21 protein-coding genes are annotated in these 22452 nt (G+C 65.8%); 14 read left to right on the top strand and 7 right to left on the bottom strand.

Features of this window, described 5'->3' with window-relative positions:
- Positions 1-68: 68 nt before the first annotated feature.
- The 5 genes from ACVW17_RS33735 to ACVW17_RS33715 all read left to right on the top strand — a co-directional run bounded on the left by ACVW17_RS33735 (position 69) and on the right by ACVW17_RS33715 (position 4999).
- Complete coding sequence (locus tag ACVW17_RS33735; RefSeq protein WP_456798369.1) at positions 69-1418, top strand: amidase; 1350 nt, start codon at positions 69-71, stop codon at positions 1416-1418.
- Entirely contained in the window at positions 1411-2097 is a 687-nt protein-coding gene (locus tag ACVW17_RS33730; RefSeq protein WP_456755899.1) for a DUF2848 domain-containing protein, read from the top strand. Before ACVW17_RS33735 ends, ACVW17_RS33730 begins: the two co-directional genes overlap by 8 nt.
- 250 nt (positions 2098-2347) lie before the next feature.
- Positions 2348-3091 (top strand): 2OG-Fe(II) oxygenase, encoded by a 744-nt coding sequence (locus ACVW17_RS33725; protein WP_456755898.1) that lies wholly within the window; start codon positions 2348-2350, stop codon positions 3089-3091.
- A gap of 13 nt (positions 3092-3104) precedes the next feature.
- On the top strand, positions 3105-3758 hold the full coding sequence (gene alkB, locus ACVW17_RS33720) for a DNA oxidative demethylase AlkB (RefSeq protein ID WP_456798368.1): 654 nt from the start codon (positions 3105-3107) through the stop codon (positions 3756-3758).
- 26 nt (positions 3759-3784) lie between these two features.
- Positions 3785-4999, top strand: coding sequence for an MFS transporter (locus ACVW17_RS33715; protein ID WP_456798367.1), 1215 nt, complete (start codon positions 3785-3787; stop codon positions 4997-4999).
- On the opposite strand, the gene ACVW17_RS33710 is transcribed toward ACVW17_RS33715, so the two are convergent.
- From ACVW17_RS33710 to hpaH, 6 genes are all read right to left on the bottom strand, one after another.
- Positions 4996-6624 carry a thiamine pyrophosphate-dependent enzyme gene (locus ACVW17_RS33710; protein WP_456798366.1) on the bottom strand — a complete coding sequence of 543 codons (1629 nt, stop codon included), beginning with the start codon at positions 6622-6624 and terminating at the stop codon, positions 4996-4998. The two genes, ACVW17_RS33715 and ACVW17_RS33710, sit on opposite strands and share 4 nt — an antisense overlap.
- A gap of 24 nt (positions 6625-6648) precedes the next feature.
- On the bottom strand, positions 6649-7521 hold the full coding sequence (locus ACVW17_RS33705) for a fumarylacetoacetate hydrolase family protein (RefSeq protein WP_456798365.1): 873 nt from the start codon (positions 7519-7521) through the stop codon (positions 6649-6651).
- 10 nt (positions 7522-7531) lie between these two features.
- Positions 7532-8515, bottom strand: a complete 984-nt coding sequence (gene hpaD / locus ACVW17_RS33700) for a 3,4-dihydroxyphenylacetate 2,3-dioxygenase (RefSeq protein WP_456798364.1) — start codon at positions 8513-8515, stop codon at positions 7532-7534.
- Positions 8516-8645: 130 nt separating this feature from the next.
- Positions 8646-10190: a 5-carboxymethyl-2-hydroxymuconate semialdehyde dehydrogenase gene (hpaE, locus tag ACVW17_RS33695; RefSeq protein ID WP_456798363.1), complete on the bottom strand. Its 1545-nt coding sequence runs from the start codon at positions 10188-10190 to the stop codon at positions 8646-8648.
- Entirely contained in the window at positions 10183-10581 is a 399-nt protein-coding gene (locus tag ACVW17_RS33690; protein WP_456755891.1) for a 5-carboxymethyl-2-hydroxymuconate isomerase, read from the bottom strand. Before ACVW17_RS33690 ends, hpaE begins: the two co-directional genes overlap by 8 nt.
- Positions 10582-10599: 18 nt before the next feature.
- The gene (gene hpaH, locus ACVW17_RS33685; protein WP_456798362.1) at positions 10600-11406 is read right to left on the bottom strand and encodes a 2-oxo-hept-4-ene-1,7-dioate hydratase; all 807 of its coding nucleotides are present in this window, start codon (positions 11404-11406) and stop codon (positions 10600-10602) included.
- Between the two features lie 110 nt (positions 11407-11516).
- Here hpaH and hpaR point away from each other — a divergent pair, with 110 nt between their 5' ends.
- Complete coding sequence (gene hpaR / locus ACVW17_RS33680; RefSeq protein ID WP_456798361.1) at positions 11517-12044, top strand: homoprotocatechuate degradation operon regulator HpaR; 528 nt, start codon at positions 11517-11519, stop codon at positions 12042-12044.
- Between the two features lie 7 nt (positions 12045-12051).
- Here hpaR and ACVW17_RS33675 read toward each other — a convergent pair whose 3' ends face one another.
- On the bottom strand, positions 12052-13047 hold the full coding sequence (locus ACVW17_RS33675) for a GntR family transcriptional regulator (RefSeq protein WP_456798360.1): 996 nt from the start codon (positions 13045-13047) through the stop codon (positions 12052-12054).
- A gap of 271 nt (positions 13048-13318) precedes the next feature.
- Between ACVW17_RS33675 and ACVW17_RS33670 the strand changes: the two genes are divergently transcribed.
- The 8 genes from ACVW17_RS33670 (at position 13319) to ACVW17_RS33635 (ending at position 22358) form a co-directional block, all read left to right on the top strand.
- Positions 13319-14464, top strand: a complete 1146-nt coding sequence (locus ACVW17_RS33670) for an ABC transporter substrate-binding protein (protein WP_456798359.1) — start codon at positions 13319-13321, stop codon at positions 14462-14464.
- A 162-nt stretch (positions 14465-14626) separates the two neighbouring features.
- A complete protein-coding gene (locus tag ACVW17_RS33665; protein WP_050420108.1) occupies positions 14627-15499 on the top strand; it encodes a branched-chain amino acid ABC transporter permease in 873 nt (290 codons plus the stop codon).
- Positions 15496-17268 (top strand): branched-chain amino acid ABC transporter ATP-binding protein/permease, encoded by a 1773-nt coding sequence (locus ACVW17_RS33660; RefSeq protein ID WP_456798358.1) that lies wholly within the window; start codon positions 15496-15498, stop codon positions 17266-17268. Before ACVW17_RS33665 ends, ACVW17_RS33660 begins: the two co-directional genes overlap by 4 nt.
- Positions 17268-17996, top strand: coding sequence for an ABC transporter ATP-binding protein (locus tag ACVW17_RS33655; protein ID WP_021079917.1), 729 nt, complete (start codon positions 17268-17270; stop codon positions 17994-17996). The genes ACVW17_RS33660 and ACVW17_RS33655 overlap by 1 nt, the downstream gene beginning before the upstream one ends.
- A 49-nt stretch (positions 17997-18045) precedes the next feature.
- Positions 18046-19131, top strand: coding sequence for a malate/lactate/ureidoglycolate dehydrogenase (locus tag ACVW17_RS33650; RefSeq protein WP_456798357.1), 1086 nt, complete (start codon positions 18046-18048; stop codon positions 19129-19131).
- Between the two features lie 120 nt (positions 19132-19251).
- Positions 19252-20028: an HpcH/HpaI aldolase family protein gene (locus ACVW17_RS33645; RefSeq protein ID WP_021079919.1), complete on the top strand. Its 777-nt coding sequence runs from the start codon at positions 19252-19254 to the stop codon at positions 20026-20028.
- 103 nt (positions 20029-20131) lie between these two features.
- A complete protein-coding gene (locus ACVW17_RS33640; protein ID WP_456755883.1) occupies positions 20132-21655 on the top strand; it encodes a UxaA family hydrolase in 1524 nt (507 codons plus the stop codon).
- Between the two features lie 199 nt (positions 21656-21854).
- Positions 21855-22358: a GDSL-type esterase/lipase family protein gene (locus tag ACVW17_RS33635; RefSeq protein ID WP_456798356.1), complete on the top strand. Its 504-nt coding sequence runs from the start codon at positions 21855-21857 to the stop codon at positions 22356-22358.
- The last annotated feature ends 94 nt before the right edge of the window (positions 22359-22452 follow it).

Raw genomic sequence — 22452 nt, 5'->3', positions numbered from 1 at the left:
GTTCGCGCGACAATCGGCTGCAAGCCATGAAGCGCACGCCGTGAAGTGCAAGCCGTGAAGTGAAAACCATGCCGAACAATCCGACACTCGCCTCCCTTGCCGCCGATCTCGCCAGCGGCGCGACCTCCGCCCGCAAGCTCGTCGAGCAATGCATCGCCAGGATTGCCGACCCGGCAGGCGAGGGCCAGCGCACCTTCACCCATGTCGACCGCGACGCCGCGCTGGACGCCGCCGACGCCATGGACCGGCTGCGCAAGGCCAACGCGGCACCGTCGCCCTTCGCCGGCATTCCGGTCTCGATCAAGGACCTGTTCGACATCAAGGGCCAGGTGACGCGCGCGGGCTCGCGGGCGCTGGAGGATTCCGCACCGGCGGATGCCGATGCGCCTGTGGTGGCGCGGCTCAAGCGCGCCGGCTTCATCGTGATCGGCCGCACCAACATGACCGAGTTCGCCTATTCCGGCATCGGCATCAATCCGCATTACGGCACGCCGAAGAGCGCCTGGAACCGGAGCGTCGGCCATGTGCCGGGCGGCTCGTCCTCCGGCGCGGCGGTCTCGATCGCCGACGGCATGGCGTTCGGCGCGCTCGGCACCGACACCGGCGGCTCCTGCCGGATTCCGGCCGCCTTCAACGGCATCGTCGGCTACAAGCCGACGCAGCGCCGGATTCCGCTCGCTGGCGGAGTGCCGCTGTCGTTCACGCTGGACAGCTACGGCCCGCTGGCGAATTCGGTGGCCTGCTGCGCCGCGCTCGATGCCGTGCTGGCCGACGAGCTGGTGACGTCGCTGACCCCGCGCCCGGTCAAGGGCATGCGGCTCGCGGTGCCGACCACGATCGCGCTCGATGACCTCGACGATGCCGTCGCAAGAACCTTCGAGCGCGCGCTGGCGTCGCTGTCGCGCGCCGGCGCCTTGATCGAGCGCATCGAGGTTCCTGAATTTCACGACGTCGGCGTGATGAACGCCAAGGGCGGGTTTTCGGCGGCCGAGAGCTATGCCTGGCACCGCTTCCTGCTGGCCAGCAAGGGCGACATCTACGATCCCCGCGTTGCAGTACGCATCCAGCGCGGCGAGGGTTTCCTTGCGGCCGACTACATCGATCTCATCAACGCGCGCCGCTCGTTCATTGCCCGCACCGAGGCGCGCATCGCGCCCTACGACGCGCTGGTGCTGCCGACCACCGCGAACCTGCCGCCGAGCATCGCCGCGCTTGCCGATGACAGGGCGTTCGCAACGGAGAATCTGCGCGCGCTGCGCAATCCTTCGCTGATCAACACGCTCGACGGCTGCGCCATCTCGCTGCCCGCGCATCGTGAGGGCGAGGCGCCGGTCGGCCTGATGCTCGCCGCCGCCGGCGGTTCGGATCGCCGCATCTTCGAGCTCGCGGCCGGAATGGAGACCGTCATCCGTGTTTGATCTCACCTTCACTATCGATGACAAGGGCGTCGCGACGCCGCTCACGCTCGAAATCAAGCAAGCGGTGATCGCCGGCTGGACCGGCCGCGATCCGGTGGCACGCGACAAGCACATCGCCGAGCTCGAGGCGCTCGGCATCGCACGCCCCGCGACGACGCCGATCTACTACCGCTGCTCGGCCCGCCGGCTGACCTTCGCCGACACGATCGAGGTCTGCGGCGAGGACTCCAGCGGCGAGGTCGAGTTCGTGCTGATCGGCTGGCAGGGCCGCATCTTCGTCGGCTGCGGCTCCGATCATACCGACCGCAAGGTCGAGAGCTACAGCGTCACGGTGTCGAAGCAGATGTGCGACAAGCCGATGGCATCTGAACTGTGGGAGCTCGAGGACGTCATCGGCCATTGGGACCAGCTCATCCTGCGCTCCTGGGCCACGATCGGCGGCCAGCGCGTGCTCTACCAGGAAGGCACGCTCGATCACATGCTGCCGGTCAAGGACCTGATCGCGCGCGGCTTCGACAACGGCGCGCTGCCGGACGGCTGCGCCATGTTCGGCGGCACCTTCGCCGCCAAAGGCGGCATCCGCCCCGCCAGCCGCTTCGAGTTCGAGCTGGAAGACCCGGTCAAGAAGCGGAAGATCAGCCACGGATATGACGTGATCACGCTGCCGGTCAGGGGCTGAGCTCTTTCCGCGCGTCGTTCCTTCGACAGCCGAGCGACACTCTCTCCACACGTCGTCCCTGCGAAAGCAGGGACCCATACGCCGCGGCTTTCGCAAAGGGCACGCGGCTGGACGGCTTTCTAACAACCGGCACCTGTGGTTATGGGTCCTGCTTTCGCAGGGACGATACCGTGATTATGGCAGCGTTCTCGGCAGATCTGGATCGGAAATCGGGTGGCGCGGGGCGCAATCATGCGCCAGATTCCATCCCATGACAGCAACAGCCCAAACCCTCACCCGCCCATCCAGCAACAGCCTCGCCCGCGTCGACGCGCTCGACTGGGACCGGATCACCACCGAGCTCGACGGGCAGGGCTGCGCCGTCCTCAACGGGCTGCTGACGCCTGAGGAATGCGACGCCATCGCCGCGCTGTATCCCGACGACAGCCGGTTCCGCAGCAAGGTCGTGATGGGCCGCCACGGTTTTGGCCGCGGCGAGTACAAGTATTTCTCCTATCCACTGCCGGAGCTGATCGCGGAGCTGCGGCCGGCGCTGTATGCGCGGCTGACCGCGACCGCCAATCGCTGGAACCAGACGATGGGGATCGCGATCAGCTATCCGCCGTCGCATGCGGCATTCCTGAAGCGCTGCCACGATGCCGGGCAGACGCGGCCGACGCCGTTGCTGCTGCAATATGGCGAGGGCGACTACAACTGCCTGCACCAGGATCTCTATGGCGAGCACGTGTTCCCGATCCAGGTCGCGATCCTGCTGTCCGAGCCGGGGCGCGATTTCACCGGCGGCGAGTTCGTGCTGACCGAGCAGCGGCCGCGGATGCAGTCGCGGCCGGAGGTGGTGCCGCTCACCAAGGGCGATGCGGTGGCTTTTGCAGTGCATCACCGTCCGGTGCAGGGGACACGCGGAGCATATCGTGTCAATCTCCGCCATGGCGTCAGCCGGATCAGGTCCGGCCATCGCCACACCGTTGGTGTGATCTTCCACGACGCAAAGTGAGTGCGAGTGAGGCGTGGCCGCTGATCTGTTCGAGACCATTTGCGATGCAAGGCCGCCGCGCGAGACGATCGCGGACGGCGCCGTGCTGCTGCGCGGCTTCGTCCGGCCGTTCGAGGCCGAGCTGATCCCGGCCTTGCGCGTCATCGTCAAGCAGGCGCCGTTCCGGCATTTGATCACGCCCGGCGGTCACCGCATGTCGGTTGCGATGACCAATTGCGGCAGCGTCGGCTGGGTCTCCGACGCGAGCGGCTATCGCTATGATCCGATCGATCCTGAGAGCGGACAGCCCTGGCCTGAAATGCCGGAGGTGCTGCGCAGGCTCGCCGCCGATGCTGCTGGTGAGGCCGGCTTCAGCGGCTTCGCGCCGCAAGCCTGTCTGATCAACCGCTACGTGCCCGGCGCAAAACTGTCGCTGCATCAGGACAAGGACGAGCTCGATTACGGCGCGCCGATCGTCTCGATCTCGCTCGGGCTGCCGGCGATCTTCCTGTTCGGCGGGCTGAAGCGCAGCGACACGCCGCGACGCTACCGGCTCGAACATGGCGATGTCGCGGTGTGGGGCGGGCCGTCACGGCTGTTTTATCACGGCGTGGCGCCGCTCGCAGACGGCGAGCACGGCGTGCTCGGCCGCCAGCGCATCAATTTGACCTTCCGTAGGGTGCGCTGAGGCGCCGGCTGGTCTAGACTTGGCGGATGACCACCAAGGCCGACCGCGCGGTCAATCGCACCGGCGTCTATCTCGCCCTGCTGCAGCTCGTATTCACGCTGGGGTGGACGACCTACCTGATCTATCTGCCGAAGCTGTGCGCCGAAGTCGGCATCGCGCCGTCAACCGTGATCCTGATCCTGATGATGGACCAGGCCATCTTCACCATCACCGACACCGCGATGGGCATGGCCGCCGACAGGATCTCAGTCCTGGTCGGCCGGCTCGGCCTGTTCGTCGGCATCCTCGCCGCGATCTCCTGCGCCGCCTTCATCGCGCTGCCTTATGTCGCCGGCACCGGGCCGGGCGCAAAGGCCTGGCTGATCGGGCTGATCGTGATCTGGGCCGTGACGTCGTCGGCGTTGCGCGCGCCGCCGCTGACGCTACTCGGCAAGTATCGCGCGCAGCCGTCGGTGCCGTTCCTCGCCGCGCTGGCGATGCTGGGCTACGGCATCGCGGGCGCGGTCTCGCCCTATCTCGGCGTTGTGCTGCGCGATCATGATGCGCGGCTGCCGTTCGCACTGTCGGGCGCGGTGCTGCTGCTGACCGCGCTCGCGTTCTCGGGGATCGAGCGGCGTATCGCGGCGGAGACCGAGCCCGTGCGGCTCGCTGTACCGGCAAAGCGGCTCGGCGCCGTGCCGATGTTCCTGATCGGCTCGATGGTGCTGCTGTCGCTTGGCTATCAGCTGCACTTCAACATCAACAGCGCCCCGTTCTATTTGCGCTTTGCCAAATCGAACGAGTTGCAATGGTTGATGCCGGTGTTCTGGATCGGCTTCAATATCGCGATGTTTCCGGCCAGCATCGTCGTCAAGCATCGCGGCGGCCTGATCGTGATGGGCGCGGCGGGACTGCTCGGTGCCTTCGCCATCGTTGCCGCGGAGATCGCCGGAAGCCTCAACGTGCTGATCGCAGCGCAGTTCATGGCGGGCGCGGCTTGGGGCTGCATGCTGATGAGCGCGGTGTCCGCGGCGCTCGCGATCGGCGAGACCGGCGCGGAGGGCAAGGTCACGGGCCTCGTGTTCTCGGCGCTGGCGCTTGCGACCTTTGCGCGGATGGCCGCGGTCGCCGGCGGCCTGCAGAAGATGCCGGACTATGCGCCGCTGGTGCACTGGGCGCCGGTCGCCTGCTGGTCGGTCGCCGGCGCCGGCCTGCTCGTGATCGCCGCGTCGCGGCTGCAACGCGGCGTGAAGAGCGCCTAGTCGTTCCGCGCCGGATGGATGAATGCCCAGGGCGAGACTTCGGAATCGGTCGGCACTTCGATCGAGATCACATAGGGCCCGCCGTCGGCCAGCGCCTTCTCCAGCACCGGGCGGAAGTGATCCGGCGAGGTGACGCGCGCCGCGCCGACGCCGAAGGATTCCGCGAGCTTGACGAAATCAGGATTGACCAGGTCGGAGGCGACGACGCGGCCGTCGAAGCGCTCGCGCTGGTCGCGGCGGACATTGCCATAGGCGTTGTTGTTGAACACCAAGGTCACCACGCCGATCTTGAACTGCACCGCGGTGGCGAGCTCCTCCACGGCGAACATGAAGCCGCCGTCGCCGGTGATGGCGACCACCGGCGTGTTCGGATTGGCGACCTTGGCGCCGAGCGCGGTCGGGAAGCCGGAGCCGAGCGTGCCCTGATAGCCCGAGGTGACGAAGGTGCGCGGCTCGTAGATCGGAAAGCCGTACCACGAGGCGAAGCCGACCTGCGACAGCTCGTCGGTGACGATGGCGTTCGCCGGCAGCACCTCGCGCAGGATCTTCAGGTAGGCCATCTGCGGCTGGATGCGCTGGATCTCCTGCTCGGTCGCGGCGGTCGCCTCGCGGATCGCGGCGCGGCGGCTGGAGGTCTTGCTGTAGCCGGCCTTGCGCACGGCCGCGACCAGGTCGGAGGTCGCAGCCTTGGCGTCGGCGATCACGCCGGCATCGGCCGGCCAGCGCCGCAGCTCGACCGGATCGATGTCGATGCGTACGCATTTCAGGCCGGCCGGCTGATAGGGCCAGCGCGACATCGTCGGCAGCTCGAGCCGCGTGCCGATGCCGATCATCAGGTCGGTCTTCGGCCAGAGCTTGTAGGCCGCGGCCATGGTGAGCCCGAGCTCATGCGCATTGGAGACGATGCCGCGGCCGCTGCGGAAGGCGACGACAGGCGCGTCGATCATCTCGGCGAGCTCGAGGATCTCCTCGCGCGCCTCGATGGCGCCGCTGCCGACGAAGATCATCGGCGTCTTGCTGCCGGCGATCAGATCGGCGGCCGCCTTGATCCGGTCCGGATCGGGCTGCGGCGCCGGCAACGGATCGAACGGCTTGACGGCTGCGACCTGGGTGCGCTGGGTGAACACGTCCCACGGCATCTCCAGCGACGCGGGGCCACGCCGGCCCGACAGCATCTCCTGGAAGGCGCGCGACACCATCGCGGGCGCATTGTCGGGGTATTCGATCCGCTCCGCCCATTTCACGAAGCTGCGCAGCGTCGCGAGCTGGTCCGGCATCTCGTGCAGGTGGCCACGGCCCTTGCCGAGGAATTGCGTCGGCACCTGGCCGGTCAGGCACAGCACCGGCTCGTTGCAGCCGAACGCAGTCAAGAGCGCCGCCGAGGCGTTGAGCACGCCGGGGCCGGGCACCACGCTGAACACGCCTGTTTTGCCGGAGGAGCGGGCATAGCCGAACGCCATGTAGCCGCAGGCCTGCTCATGCCGGGCGCCGATCACCTTGAGCTGCGCCTGGTGGAAGGCATCGAACAGGCCATAGATCTGCGCGCCGGGCAGGCCGAACACGGTGTCGACGCCGTGGGCGACGAGGCCGTTGACGATCGCTTCGCCGCCGGATGTTGAGGTCATGGCACTGTCCACTTGCTTGCAGGGTTAGATGGCTTCGTCGACGACGCCGTTGCGCAGGATGCCGACGCCTTCGGCCTCGACCTCGACGACATCGCCGGGCTTCAGATAACGCGGCGGATCGAACCGCGCACCTGCACCGGTCGGCGTCCCCGTGACGATGACGTCGCCGGGAACCAGCGTCGTGAAGGTCGAGATGTAGTTGATGAGGTAGCGGAAGCCGAAGATCAAGCGCGAGGTGCGGTCGTCCTGCCTGAGTTCGCCGTTGACCCGCGTGGTCAGCCTGACATCGGCGATCTGCGCTTCGCTGCTGTAGGGCACGATCCACGGGCCGAGGCTGCCGGTCGAATCGAAGTTCTTGCCCTGGGTGACGTTGAACTTGGCATGGCGCACCCAGTCGCGGATGGTGCCTTCGTTGCAGAGCGTGATCGCGGCGATGTGGTCGAGTGCGGTGCTTTCCGGAATGTGGCGGCCGGCCTTGCCGATCACCAGCACCAGCTCGCCCTCATAGTCGAGCTGCGGCGAGATCCGCGGCCGCACCACCGGCGTGTTGTGGCCGACGAAGGAGCGCGGCACCCGCAGGAACATGCTGGGGTATTTCGGCGCGTCCGAGCCGTCCTTGTATTCGGCATTGCGGTCCGGATAGTTGACGCCGATGCAGATGATCTTGTCCGGCGCCGGGATCGGCGGCTGAAAGGCGACCGCGTCGAGCGCGTGGTCGGGCGATCGCCTGGCCGCGTCTTCCACGAGCTTGCCCAGCGCGCCGGCGGCGATCGCCTCGCGCAAGGTCGGATAATCCCTGGCGAAGCGCGACGCGAGGTCGACGATCCCGGTGTCGGTGACGGCGCCATAGAGGGTGGCGCCGTTGACGGAATAGGTGGCGAGGCGAGGGGCTGACATCGGCGATCCCTCAGTCCGCAACCAAGACGTCGGCGACGAAGCGCGGCTCGCGCACCGCTTGCCCTGCGAAGGTCGAACCCTCCTCGAACCAGGAGCGTGGCGCCGGCGCGCCCCATAGCGTCTGGCGGCGCGGATCGCGCAGGGACCAGCGCAGCGGCTCGTGGTCGTGATCCCCGGTGAAATAGTCGCTGGTGTAGAGCTCGATGCGGTGGCCGTCGGGATCGCGGATGTAGAGGAAGAAGGCGTTGGAGATGCCGTGCCGGCCCGGGCCGCGCTCGATGTTCTTGAGGAAGCCCGACGAGGCCATCACGTCGCAGAGATGCACGATGTTCATCGCGGTCGGCACCCAATAGGCGATGTGGTGCAGGCGCGGGCCACGGCCGTTGGTGATGGCGAAGTCGTGGACATTGCCCTTGCGGTGCATCCAGGCGGCGGCGATGCGCCCCTGGTCGCCGTCCTCCTCGGCATATTCGGTGAGGCGGAAGCCGAGCCGGGCGTAGAAATCGATGGTGTCCTGCACCTCGGCGGCGAACACGTTGAAATGGTCGAGCCGCTGCGGATGGCAGCCCTTGTAGAGATCGTAGCGCCGCAGCAGATGCGGGCGCTTCTCCATGGTGGCGTAGAGCTCGATCTGGAAGCCGAACGGATCGGTGAATTGCAGCGTGCGGCCCTGGAACGGCTGGTCGACGAAAGCGTAGGTGATGCCGTTCTCGGAGCAGAACGCGGCCGCCTTGTCGAGATCGCGGTCATTGCCGACCTTGAAGCCGAGCCGGTTGCAGGCCGCCTTCGCCGCCTTGCGCAGCACCACCGAGTGGTGCTGGTGCTCCTCGCTGGCGCGCAGATAGACCGATTTGTCGTCGCGGTCCTCGATATGGAGACCGACCGTCTTCTCGTAGAAGGCGGCGCTCTTGTCGAGATCGGTGACGTCGAGCACGGCATGGCTGCAGCGGATGATGTTGAACGGCGGATCGAAAACGTGTGTCGGAACGGGCATTGGTGTTTCCCCTCGCTTTATTCGTCATTCCGGGATGCGCCTCTTGGCGCAGGCCCGGAATCCATACTCACGATCGTGGTTATGGATTCCGGGCTCGCCGCTACGCGTCGCCCCGGAATGACAGTGGTAGTTAAATTCCCAGTTTCTGAATCTTGTGCGTCCCGCGCGCGAGCGAGACGTGCTTGGTTTCCATGTAGAAGTCGAACGAGTAGTCGCCGCCGTCGCGGCCGATGCCTGACGACTTCATGCCGCCGAACGGGGTCGGCAGATGGCGGACGTTTTCCGAATTGAGCCAGATCATGCCGGCTTCCAGCGCATCGGCGACGCGCAGCGCGCGGCCCATCTCGCCGGTCCAGACATAGCCGGTCAGGCCGTATTGCACGCCATTGGCGATCTCGATCGCCTCTCGCTCGTCCTTGAACGGGATCACGGTCAGGAACGGGCCGAACACCTCTTCCTGCGCCACGCGCATGCTTGCGTTGGCGCCGGTGACCAGCGTCGGCTGCACATAGTGGCCGCCGCCGGGACCGTCATGCGGCTTGCCGCCGACCGCGATGGTGGCGCCGTCCTTCTTCGCGACGTCGAAATAGCTGCACACCTTGGCGAGATGCCGCTCGTGGATCAGCGGCCCGATCTCGGTCGCGGGGTCGAGCGGGTGACCGACCTTCAACGCCTTCACCCGCGCGGTCAGCCTCTCGATGAACTTGTCGGCGATGCTTTCCTGGACCAGCAGCCGGCTCGACGAGGTGCAGCGCTCGCCGTTGAGCGAGTAGATCATGAACACGACGGCATCGAGCGCGCGATCGAGATCGGCGTCGTCGAACACGATCACCGGGTTCTTGCCGCCGAGCTCGAAATGCACCCGCTTCAAGGTCGGTGCGCCCTGCGCCATGATCGCCGAGCCCGTCGCGCTCTCGCCGACAAACCCGATCGCCTTGATGGCGGGGTGTTCGGTCAGCGCCTTGCCGGCCTCTTCGCCGAATCCATGCACGGTGTTGAGCACGCCGTCGGGGAGGCCAGCCTGTTTTGCCAGTTTGACCAACAGGTCGGCGGTCACCGGCGACCATTCCGCCGGCTTATGCACCACCGTGCAGCCGGCCGCGAGCGCCGGCGCGATCTTCCAGGTCGAAAGCATGAACGGCGTATTCCACGGCGTGATCACGCCGACCGGGCCGATCGGCACCCGGGTCGAGATGTTCCAATGCTCGTCCGAGGGCGTGTTGAGGCCGTCGCGGGCCTCAGTGCATTTGTCGGCGAAGAAGCGGAAATTCTCCGCGGCGCGGATCGCGGCCTTGGCCATGAAGCGGTGCGCCTGGCCGGTGTCGATGCATTCGAGCACGGCGATATCGTCGGCGCGCGCCTCGATCGCATCGGCGACGCGATGCAGCAGCTTGCGGCGCTGCGCCGCCGGCATGTCGCGCCAGGCCTTGAAGGCCTTGGCCGCCGCGGTTGCCGCGTGGTCGATATCCTCCGCATTGCCGCGCGCGACGCTCGCCAGCACCGTGCCGTCGATCGGGGATTTCGTCTCAAACGTCTGGCCGGAGGCCGCCGGCACGACCTTGCCGTCGATCACATTGCCGATGCCTTCCGCTTTTAGCTTGGCGAGCAGCGGGCCGGCGCGATCGCGGTTGGCCTGGAACACGTCGGCTGACGATTTCGCTGTCGCTTTATCCATTGACCGTCTCCACCTTCAGTGCGTCGTGGATGTTGTTGCGTTTCCAGCTGGTTTCCTTGTCGTTGATCTGCATGTCGAACGACAGAGCGAACTTGCTGTTGGCGAACACCGGATCGAGATGGGCCGACAGCGCCTTGAAGATGTGCTCGCCGGCCTTTTTGCGGGCGGCGAGGTCGCGGCCTTCGCCGAGCCGCAGCACCATGTCGAGGAAGCCGTAGGTCTTGCGGCCGTCGGCGATCGCGTAGTGCTCGCACCTGACGGCGCGAACCCGGATGCCGCCGAGCGGGAAGATGCCGGTCTCGACGGCGGCCTTGCGGACCACCTCGACGGTCGCGCCCATGTCGACGAGGCCGTCGAGATTGGCGGAATATTCAAGCGTGAAATGCGGCATGCAGCGCTCCTGAGTGCGTCAGGCGAAGTAGCAGCTCACGGACCCGTACGGTCCGTAGTCGGCCTGGATGGTGTCACCCTTGCGGGTTTCGATCGGACGGATGAAGGAGCCTGCCAGCACGACTTGTCCAGCTTCCAGCGCCAAACCGTTCGGCGCGATCTTGTTGGCGAGCCACGCCACCGCGGTCGCCGGATGATTCAACACCCCGGCCGCGAGACCGGTTTCCTCGAGCTGGCCGTTTCTGAAGCACAGCGCGCCGATCCAGCGCAGGTCGGCCTCCAGCGGACGGATCGGCCGGCCGCCGAGCACGATGCCGGCATTGGCGGCGTTGTCGGCGATGGTGTCGAAGATCTTGCGCGTCGCCTTGGTCTCGGGATCGACGCGCTCGACCCGTGTATCGAGGATCTCCAGCGCCGGGACCACGAAGTCGGTGGCGTTGAGCACATCGAACAGCGTGCAGTTCGGTCCCGCGAGGCGGTGCTTCATCACGAAGGCGAGCTCGGCCTCGACCCGGGTCGCGATGAAGCGATCGGTCGGCACCAGCCCGCCATCGGCAAAGAACATGTCGTCGAGCAGGATGCCGGAATCCGGCTCGTCGATATTGAGCGCGCTCTGCATCGCCTTCGAGGTCAGGCCGATCTTGTGGCCCTTGACGATGCGGCCCTGCGCCACCTTCATCTCGACCCAGGCCTTCTGAATCGCGTAGGCGTCGTCGAGGGTGATGCCCGGGTATTCCAGCGACAGCTGGCGGATTTGCTTGCGGGTCTTTTCCGCAGTGTCGAGCCGCTCGGCGGCAGCGCGGATATCGTCCTTGGAGAGGGCCATGCGTGCTACACAAAAGTGGATGTCGGGAGATGATTAACATGTTAAATGAATTCCCGCAAACTGAATCGAGGCATGCTGCAATGCGAAATTTCGTTGCGGTGGATTGAGCGATGGCGCGCAAGAAATTGGATGAGATACGGCCGGAGGACGAGGCGTCGGCGCGCCGGACCCCGATGCGCGAGTTCTCGCGCTCGCTGCCGATGTCGCTGCTCCGCGCGCGCGAAGCGGTGATGCGGCAATTCCGGCCGTCGCTGCGCAATCACGGGCTGACAGAGCAGCAGTGGCGGATTCTGCGTGCGCTCACGGCGGTCGACGAGATCGAGGTCACCGAGCTCGCCCGCATGGCGTTTCTGCTCGGCCCGAGCCTGTCGCGAATCCTGCGCGATCTCGAGGCGCGCGGGCTGATCGAGCGCAAGGCGGCGGAGAACGATGCGCGGCGCGCGGTGGTCTCGATCTCCGCCAAGGGATTGAAACTGATCGAGGCGGTGGCGCCGACCTCCGAGGTGATCTACGCCGCCATCACCAGGCGCTATGGCGCGCGCAAGCTTGCGGAGCTGCAGGAGATGCTGGGTGCGCTGGAGGCGAGCCTGGCCGGAATGGGCGCGGCCGAAGGCGCCGACGTGGAGGGCGACGAATAGCCGCCGCTCAGGCCATGTAGGGCACCCGCGAGATCACGTTGATGGCGCGGAATTCGGCGATCCAGCCGGCGACCTTGGAGTGCGACCATTCGATATGACGGCGCAGGATCGCCGCCGCCGCGTCGCCGTCGCGGGCGCGCAGGGCTTCGATGATCACCAGATGCTCGTCCATGAAGGAATCGATCTGCGGCGCGGTCAGCGCCACCTGAATGTGCTTGCCGATCACGAAAGCGCAGTGGGTGCGCTTGAGCGCTTCGAGCATCTCGCGATTAATGCCGTAACCCAGGCAGCGGATATGCAGGTCGCCCTCGATCTCATCGAGCTCGCCGACACCGACGTTGCTGCGGAATTGGATCCCCTCGCGCAGCCGCGCCGCCATCCGGTCCAGCAGGGCGGTGGGAATCTTCGCCGCGGCTGATTTCAAGAGCAGCGGCTCGAGGGTCGCGCGCACCTCGAAGATGTCGCGCAGGCGATCCTCGTCCAGCGGCACCACGTACCAATGCGCCTTGGCGCCTTTCTCCAGGATCCCGATCGCCTGCGCGCGGAGCAGCAGATTGCGCGCGACCGTGCGTCCGACCCGGAAATGCCGCGCCAGCGCCAGTTCGCTGACCCGGAAGCGTCCGAACAGCGAGCGGTAGATGATCTCGCGTTCGAGCTTGTAATAGAGGGTGTCCCAGGCGTCGCTGCGCACCGCCTCGACCGGGCCGTCGGTCAGCCCGAACATCTCAGGGGTGATCGGCACGCGCCGCGGTTCGACCTTGCGCTTACCGGCGATCACGCCGCGGCCATCGAACCGGCGCACCAGGCCGATGTGCTCGAGCTGCTCGAAGGCCTGCCGCACCGGCGAGCGGCTGGAGCCGAACAAGGTTGCGATCGCCGACTCGGAGAGGACAGCGCCGGGCGGAACATCGCCGGCCCGGATGTGCTTTGCCAGCGCGCTCTTGATCAGCGCGTAGGCCGGCTGTTTCCGTCTGGTCTGCGATTTCGCTCTTGGAATCGACATCGATGACTGCCCGTCGGTCACATTACTGGTAGCAGGCATTTACGCACCGCCGCCAGCGAAGTTTTGGCTATTGCGTGCAATGTGCAATCATGTTTAGCTGAGCCGGTACGTTTGGATCGATTGTCGCCGTTGCACGTGTTGTGCGCTGCAGCGGCGCTGATGTTTGTTCGTCGCGCTGTTTGATGGCTGCGGATCGGGGCAACGGGTCTATGCGTCCAGCTCGTCTCAATGCAGCCGGCATCCAAGTTCGGCGCCATCAAGGGAGGATTGAATGAAACTGACGAGGCGTGAGTTTTCCGCCGGCTTGGTGGCAGGTCTCGCTGCGCCCGCGCTGATGCGCAGCGCGTGGGCGCAGGGCGCGACCATCAAGATCGGCATGTGCGTGCCGGTGACCGGTCCGGCGGCGGAGCAGGGGCTGTGGGCCCAGAACGGCGCCAAGCTGGCGCTGGCCGCGGTCAACAAGGCCGGTGGCGTGCTCGGCAAGCAGGTCGAGCTCGTGATCGAGGACGACCAGACCACCAATCCGGGTATCGTGCTGGCGTTCTCTAAGCTCGCCGCGCAATCCGACATCGTCGCCTTCCTCGGCTCGATCCGCTCGACCCAGGTGCAGGCGATGGCGCCCGACGTGATCAAGGTCGGCAAGCCGGTGATGATCGGCGGCACCAATCCCGATCTCACCCATTCCGGCAATCCCTGGCTGTTCCGCTTCCGCCCGAACGACAATTATTCCGGCCGCGTGATCGCCGACTTCGGCGTCAATACGCTCGGCAAGAAGAAATGGGCGATCGTGCATTCCACCGATGCCTTCGGCACCGCGGGCGGCAAGGCGCTCAGCGAAGCACTGACCAAGCTTGGCGCGCCGCCGGTGCTCGACCAGGGCTATGCCAACCAGAGCCAGGATTTCACTCCGGTCGTGCTGGCGGTGAAGCAGTCCGGCGCCGACGTGCTCGGCACCTACTTCACCTTCGAGAACGATCTCGGCATCTTTGCCCGGCAGCTGCGCCAGCTCGGCGTCAACATCCCCTGGGTCGGTTCGCCCTCGGTGGTGGCGGTGTCCTCGACCAAGCTCGCCGGCCCCGCGCTGTTCGGCACCTACGGTGTCGCCGACTTCGCCGAAGACTCCAGCGATGCCGCGAAGGCGTTCGGCAAGGCCTATCGCGATGCCTACAAGACCGCGCCCGACAACCAGAGCGCCTGGCCCTATGACGCGATCACCATCCTGTCGGCGGCGATCAACAAGGCGGGCTCGACCGATCCGACCAAGATCCGCGAGGCGATCCTGGCGACGCAGAAATTCGCCGGCGCCGAAGGCGAATATAATTTCGACAAGAACGGCGACGGTCTGCACGGCTACAACGTCGTGAAGAACGACAAGGGCAAGATCGTCTACGACAAGCACATCGACTTCAACGATTGATTGGGCCGGTCAGGGAGGCGCGAGTGGATGGTTCCCTCCCCCACGCAACCGGGGTCTACCCCGGTTGCGTTGGGGGAGAGAGCCCTACCACCTCCCGAACGATAATCACTCCGATCCGGCTGGTCCCGGGATGTTCGTTTCGCCTTTCAATCGAGCGCCGTCATGGATCTCATCCTCCAACTGCTATTCACCGGAATCGGCATCGGCGCGGTCTACGCGCTGGTCGCGCTCGGTTTCGTGCTGATCTTCCGCGCCACCAACGTGGTGAACTTCGCGCAAGGTGAATTCTCGATGGTCGCCGCCTATCTGATGGTGGTCTGCGTCGAGCTCGGCCTGCCATACTGGCTGTCCTTCGTGATCGCGCTTGCCGGCATGGCGCTGCTCGGCGTCATCTTCAATCTCGGCGTCTATTATCCGCTGCGCCACCGCACCTATCTGCCCGTCATCATCGCGACCATCGGCGCCTCGATCCTGCTGTCGAACTCGGTGCTCGCGATCTACGGTCCGCAGCCGCAGGTGTTGCAGGGTTGGTTCGATACGCCCGGCATCCAGCTCGGCCCGGTCTATCTCGACAGCCAGTATCTGTTGATCATCGGCGTCACGATCCTCTTGGTGCTGTTCAATTTCTGGTTCTTCGAGAAGACGCTGCTCGGCAAGAAGCTGCAGGCGACCTCGCAGGACAAGGAGATGGCCTCGCTGCTCGGCATTTCCGTCTCCACCATGATCATGATCACCTTCATCTATTCGGCCGTGCTCGGCGGTCTCGCCGGCATCCTGGTGGCGCCGGTGCTGTTCGTCTCGATCCAGATGGGCTCGACCATCGCGCTGAAGGCGTTCGCCGCGACCATCATCGGCGGCTTCGGCGACGTTGCGGGCGCGATCGTCGGCGGCCTCGCGCTCGGCGTCATCGAAACGTTCGGCGCCGCCTACATCTCGGTGCCATACAAGGACGGCTTTGCCTTCCTGGTGCTGATCGCCTTTCTGGTGTTCCGGCCGCAGGGCATCTTCGGCGAACGTGTCGCGGAGAAAGCATGAGCGCCAGCGACAACATGATTCCGGCGCCGGCCGTGCGCTCGAAACCGCCGATCATCCGGCATCTGCCGTATTTCCTCGGCGCCGCGGTGCTGGTGGCGCTCGCCGCCAGCATGCAGTTCGACGGTTACGTGCTCAACATCCTGCTGCAGGCCACGACCTTCTCGATCGCGGTGTTCGGGCTGTCGGTGGTGCTCGGCCTGTGCGGCCAGATCAACCTGGCGCAGGCCGCGTTCTTCGGCTTCGGCGCCTATGCCGTCGGCCTCGGGACCGCCGACCTGCATCTGAACTTCTGGCTCTGCCTGGTCGGCGGCTGCGTGATCACGTTGATCGCCGGCGCGTTCCTCGGCATGTCGACGCTGCGGCTCGGCGGGCATTACCTGGCCATGGTGACGATCTCGTTCCAGCAGATCGTGACGCTGGTGATGATCAACGCGATCGGCGTGACCCATGGGCCCGACGGCGTCGCCAACATTCGCCGTCCCGAGCTGTTCCAGTCCTCGCAAAGCTATCTGGCGTTCTGCGTCGCGATGCTCGCCATCGTCGGCTATCTGGTCTGGCATCTGCCCGACACCAAGCTCGGCCGCGCCATGCGCGCGGTGCGCGACAACGAACTCGCGGCCGGCGTCAACGGCATCGACGTGTTCCGCACCAAGGTCTCCGCCTTTGCCGTGTGCGCGGTGCTCGGCGGCCTGGCGGGCGGCCTGTTCGCCGGCGGCTTCGCCTATGTCAGTCCGGACCAGTTCTCGTTCGCCGAATCGATCCAGTTTCTGACCATGTCGCTGCTCGGCGGCGTCGCCTCGCCGATCGGCTCGGCGATCGGCACCGGGCTGCTGATCCTGATCCCGGAATGGCTGCGCTTCCTCAAGAGCGTGCCGGGTCTCTACCTCGCGATCTACGGCCTGTCGGTGATCCTGATCATCCGCTTCATGCCCGACGGCATCTGGGGCTTCGTGTCCGACGCCTTCACGCGCTGGCGTGCCCACACCAGGGCGCCGCCTGTGGCCGGAGCGCTCCAGCTCAAGCCCGCGACGACCGGCGGCGACATCGTGCTCGAGGTCACCGGGCTCTCGAAGCATTTCGGCGGCCTCAAGGCGGTCGACGGCGTCGACATCGCGGTGAAGCGCGGCAGCGTGCACGCGCTGATCGGACCCAACGGCTCCGGCAAGACCACGACGCTGAACGTGCTGTCCGGCCTCTACAAGGCCACATCAGGCAAGATCGTGCTCGACGGCACCGACATCACCGCCATGGCGCCGCATCAGCGCACCGCCGCGGGTCTCGGACGCACGTTCCAGAACATCCGCCTGTTCCGCTCGATGACGGCGCTGGAGAATGTCGAAATCGGCGCCGAGCGGCCCGGCAACACCATGATCGGGAAGGGCGACGACGCGCTGACCGAGCGCGCGATGGAGGCGCTGACCTTTGTCGGCCTCGGCAGCCGCGCCAACGAGTTGATCTCGAGCTTCTCCTACGGCCACCAGCGCCTGATCGAGATCGCGCGGGCGCTGGCCTCGAATCCGACCTTGCTGCTGCTCGACGAGCCGGCCGCCGGCCTCAACTCGACCGAGAAGCTCGAGCTGCACGAACTGCTCAAGCGCATCGCAGCGCAGGGGCTCACCATCCTGATCATCGATCACGACATGACGCTGGTCTCGGAAGCCGCCCAGCACATCACCGTGCTGAACTTCGGACGCCGTATCGCGGACGGCGAGTCGATGGCGGTGCTGCGCCATCCCGACGTTGTCTCCGCCTATCTCGGGAGCGAATGATGCCGCTGCTCGAAATCCGCAATCTCGTGGTCCGCTACGGCGAGATCGAGGCGCTGCGCGGCGTCACCATCGCCGTCGAGCAGGGCCAGGTGGTCACGCTGCTCGGCGCCAATGGCGCCGGCAAGTCGACCACGCTGCGCGCGATCAGTGGCCTCGCCAAGCCCGCCTCCGGCGACATCCTGTTCGACGGTCACTCGATCGCAGGCCTCGGGCCGGAAGCGATCGTGCGGCTCGGCATCTCGCATGTGCCGGAAGGCCGCCGCGTGTTTCCGGGCCTCACGGTGAAAGAGAACATCATGCTCGGCGCGTCGAACCGGAAGGTTTCGGCGTCGCAGATCTCGCGCGAGGCCGACGCGATGTTCGATTTGTTTCCCGATATTCGCGCCTTCTCCAATGCGCTCGGCTGGACGCTGTCCGGCGGCCAGTTGCAGATGGTCGCGGTGGCGCGCGGGCTGATGGCGAAGCCGCGGCTGCTGCTGCTCGACGAGCCGTCGCTCGGTCTCGCACCTGTGATCGTGCAGGCGGTGTTCCGCATTATTTCGCAGATCAGGAAGGACACCACGGTCTTGCTCGTCGAGCAAAATGCGCGCATGGGACTGTCGGTCGCCGATCACGGTTTTGTCCTCGAAACCGGACGGATCGTGCTCGGTGGCAAGCCCGACGAATTGTGGGGCAATGAAGCCATCGCCGCGGCCTATCTCGGCGGCCACGCCAAGACCCACGCTTAAGACCCACACCTAAGAACACACTGTGCCTTATCGAGCGAGCTAGTTTTTCATGGTCACCATCAAGGTCGATAATCTCATCAACTTCGTGTCCGAGGTGTTTTCGCATTCGGAGTCCTCTGCGGAAGAGGCGAAGCGCATCGCGACCTATCTGACGACCGCGAACCTCACCGGACATGACAGCCACGGCGTGATCCGCGTGCCCGTCTATGTCAGGTGGAAGAAGATGGGCTCGATCGTGCCGAACCAGACCCCCGAGGTCGTGGTCGACACGCCGTCGCTCGCGGTGGTCGACGGCAAGTTCGGCTATGGCCAGACCGTCACACCGGTTGCGGTCAAGCTCGGCATCGAGAAGTGCAAGAAGGCGGGGCTCGCCGCCGTCGCGCTGCGCAACTCCGGCCATCTCGGCCGCGTCGGCGACTGGGCCGAAATGGCCGCCGCCGAAGGTCTCGTCTCAATTCATTTCGTGACCGCGGCGGGCTCGCTCCTGGTCGCGCCCTACGGCGGCGTCGAGAAACGGCTGTCGACCGCGCCCTATTGCGTCGGCATTCCGCGCCAGGGCCAGGATCCGATCGTGCTCGATTTCGCGACATCCGTTGTCGCAGAGGGAAAGTGCCTGGTGGCGAGCCGCGGCGGCAAGAAGCTGCCGATCGGCGCGCTGGTCGATGCCGACGGTACGCTGAGCGAAGACCCGCATGTGCTGTATGGCCCGTACACGCCGGATGGGCCGCGCGACCACACCAAGGGAACCGGCGCGATCCGCGCCTTCGGCGATCACAAGGGCTCGGGCCTCGCCTTCATCTGTGAGCTGCTTGGCGGCGCGCTGACCGGCACCGGTGCGACGTCATCGGACCGCCGCTTCGCCAACGGCATGATGGCGTTCTACATCGATCCCAAGGTGATCGACACCAGCAACTTCTTCGACGGCGAAATCACCCGCTACACCGATTTCATCCGCGCCACCAAGCCGATCGCGGGCACGGAGTCGGTGCTGGTTCCGGGCGATCCCGAGCGCAAGACCCGCGCCGATCGCACCAGGAACGGCATCCCCTTGCCTGACGACACCTGGGCGGCGATAGTGAATACCGCGCGCGACGTCGGCGTCAGCGAAGTCTCGATCCAGCGGGCGACGGAATAATTCATCCGTCATTGCGAGGAGCGTAGCGACGAAGCAATCCATGCTTCAACAGACTGAGAAATGGATTGCTTCGCTGCGCTCGCAATGACGACAAGTTCGGAACAGGGAAGGAAAAACAAGATGGCAAACAAGGTCAAGCAGGTCTGGGCATCGGGCAAGGCGGTGGTCAACGCGTGGCTCGCGATCCCCTCCGGGTTTTCGGCCGAAGTGATCGCGCAATGCGGCTTCGATAGCGTCACCGTCGACATGCAGCATGGCGTGCAGGATTATCAGTCGATGGTGCAATGCTTCCAGGCGATGCATGCCCATCCGGTCACGCCGATGGTCCGCGTGCCCTGGAATGAGCCCGGCATCATCGGCAAGGTGCTGGACGGCGGCGCCTATGGCGTGATCTGCCCGATGGTCAACACGCCGCAGGAAGCCAAGAACCTCGTCTCCTACGCAAAATATCCGCCGAAGGGCGTGCGCTCCAACGGTCCGATCCGCGCCGGCATGTATGGCTCGGCCGGCACCTATCAGCAGACCGCAAACGACGAGATCGTGCTGCTGCCGATGATGGAGACCAAGACCGCGGTCGAGAACATGGAAGCGATCCTCGACGTCGAAGGCATCGACGGCGTCTATATCGGCCCGTCCGATCTCGGCTTCTCCTACGGCCTGGTGCCGAAGCTCGATCGCGACGAGCCGGAGATCCTCAAGATCTATGAGAAGATCATCAAGGAATGCGGCAAGCGCGGCCTCAACCCGGGCATCCACTGCTCCGGCGCCGAAGGCGCGGTGCGCGCGATCAACATGGGCTTCAAGCTCGTGACGCTGTCGAACGAGGTCGGCCTGATGCAGGTCTACGCCAAGATGCAGGTCAATGCGACCCGCGAGAAGTCCGGCGGCAAGGCCTGAGAACGCGAATAGCGAGTAGCGAATGGCGAATAGGGGACGATGATTGGAGTAGCACTATTCGCTACTCGCCATTCGCTATTCGCCCCTCAAAAGGAGAACTTCCATGGCCACCGCACAAACGATCCGCCTGCACGCCGACGACAGCGTCCTGATCGCGCGCGCGAGCCTGCCGCCGGGGTTGGAGGTGGCCGAAGGCGTCACCACGGTCGACCGCATTCCGGCCGGCCACAAGGTCGCGATCAAGCCGATCGCGCAGGGCGAGCCGATCCGCCGCTACGGCCAGATCATCGGCTTTGCGACCCAGCCGATCGCGCCCGGCCAGCATGTGCACACGCAGAATTGCGGCATGGGCGATTTCGCCAAGGACTACGCCTATGGCGTCGACGTCAAGCCGGTGCCGAATTTCGATCTGCCGGCGACGTTCGAGGGCATCCGCCGCGCCGACGGCCGCGTCGCGACGCGCAACTATATCGGCATCCTCACCTCGGTGAATTGCAGCGCCCATGTCGCCGGCATCGTCGCCGACATGTTCAAGAAGAACCCGTTCACCGGCGACAATCCGCTGGCCGATTTCCCCAATGTCGACGGCGTCGTCGCGCTGACCCACAAGACCGGCTGCGGCATGACCCAGGACGAGCCGCTGGCGCTGCTCCGCCGCACGCTCGGCGGCTATGCGCGGCACGTCAATTTCTCCAACGTCATCGTGCTCGGCCTCGGCTGCGAGGTGAACCAGATCGGCGGCCTGATGGCCGAGCAGAAGCTGGCCGGCCGGCTGCGTGCGATGGACATCCAGGAGGTCGGCGGCACGCGCAAGACGGTCGAAGCCGGCGTTGCCTTCGTCAAGGAAGCGCTCACTGATGCCAACAAGGTCAAGCGCGAGGCGGTGCCGGCGAGCGAACTCACCGTGGCCCTGCAATGCGGCGGCTCGGATGGATATTCCGGCGTGTCGGCCAATCCGGCGCTGGGCGCGGCGAGCGATCTGCTGGTCCGCCACGGCGGCACGGTCATTCTCTCGGAGACACCCGAGACCTACGGCGCCGAGCATCTATTGACCCGCCGCGCCGTCAGCCGCGAGGTCGGCGAGAAGCTGGTCGGCCTGATGCGCTGGTGGGAGGAATATACGAGCCGCGAGGGCGCCGAGATGAATGCCAATCCGAGCCCGGGCAACAAGGCCGGCGGCCTCACCACCATTCTCGAAAAGTCGCTGGGCGCGATGGCGAAAGCGGGCAGCACCAACCTCGTCGACGTCCTGCACTACGCCGAGCCGGTGACAAAAAAGGGCTTTGTGTTCATGGACACGCCCGGTTACGACCCGGTCGCCGCGACCGGGCAGGTCGCCGGCGGCGCCAACCTGGTCTGCTTCACCACCGGCCGCGGCAGCGTGTTCGGCTGCAAGCCGGCGCCGTCGATCAAGCTCGCCACCAACACGCCGATGTACAAGCGGATGGAAGACGACATGGACGTCAATTGCGGCACCATCCTCGACGGCGAGGAGAGCGTGCAGCAATGCGGCCAGCGCATCTTCGACCTCATCCTCAAGACCGCCTCCGGCCAGCCGACCAAGAGCGAGAGCTTCGACTTCGGCGGCGCCGAGTTCGCGCCGTGGGTCCTGGGCGCGACGATGTAGCCTCACACTCCGCTGTCGTCCCTGCAAAAGCAGGGACCCATACCGCGTGATCTATCGATAAAGGCGGTGGCAGACACCTTCCACATTACCACGGCCGGTGGCTATGGGTCCCTGCTTGCGCAGGGACGACGAGTTCTGTTGACGCGGCGTCCCGGATTGCGCTTCGCTCCATCCGGGCTACGGACTGGACGGAGGACACATGCGCGCGCTTCGGTTCGGAATTGTTGGATGCATCGCATTTCTCGCCGCTTTGAGCCTCGGCGCCGCATCGGCTGATGCCGCAACCGTCGTTGCGCTCGGCGCGAGCAACACCTACGGCAAGGGCGTGGCACGCAACCAGGCCTATCCCGCGCAGCTCGAAGCGATCTTGCGCGCGAAGGGACTGAACGTCCGCGTCGTCAACGCCGGCATTAATGGCGACACCACCGAAGGGATGCTGCAACGCCTCGACCGGGCGGTCCCGAACGGCACCCGTGCGGTGATCCTGCAGCCCGGCGGCAACGACCGGCGCAAGGGCAGCCCGGACCGGACCGCGGACATCCAAAGCCGGCTCAGCGCCCGCGGCATCACGGTGATCATGCTCCCCAACGGCATGCTGGGCGGACTTCCGCATCAGCCCGACGGCGTGCACCTGACCCCCGAAGGCTATCACATGCTCGCCGAGCAGCTTGCTTCGCAGGTGTCCGGCGCGATCGGCCGTTAGTCGGTGAGGGCGATTGCCCGCGGCCATTGCTGACTTCGGCACGCCGCGCGGATAATTCCTGGGCAATCGCTGCCCGTTGTTAGTGCTTGATCCA

The organism is Bradyrhizobium sp. USDA 4473 (assembly GCF_054063335.1).
This window is presented reverse-complemented; position numbering and strand designations above follow the sequence as displayed.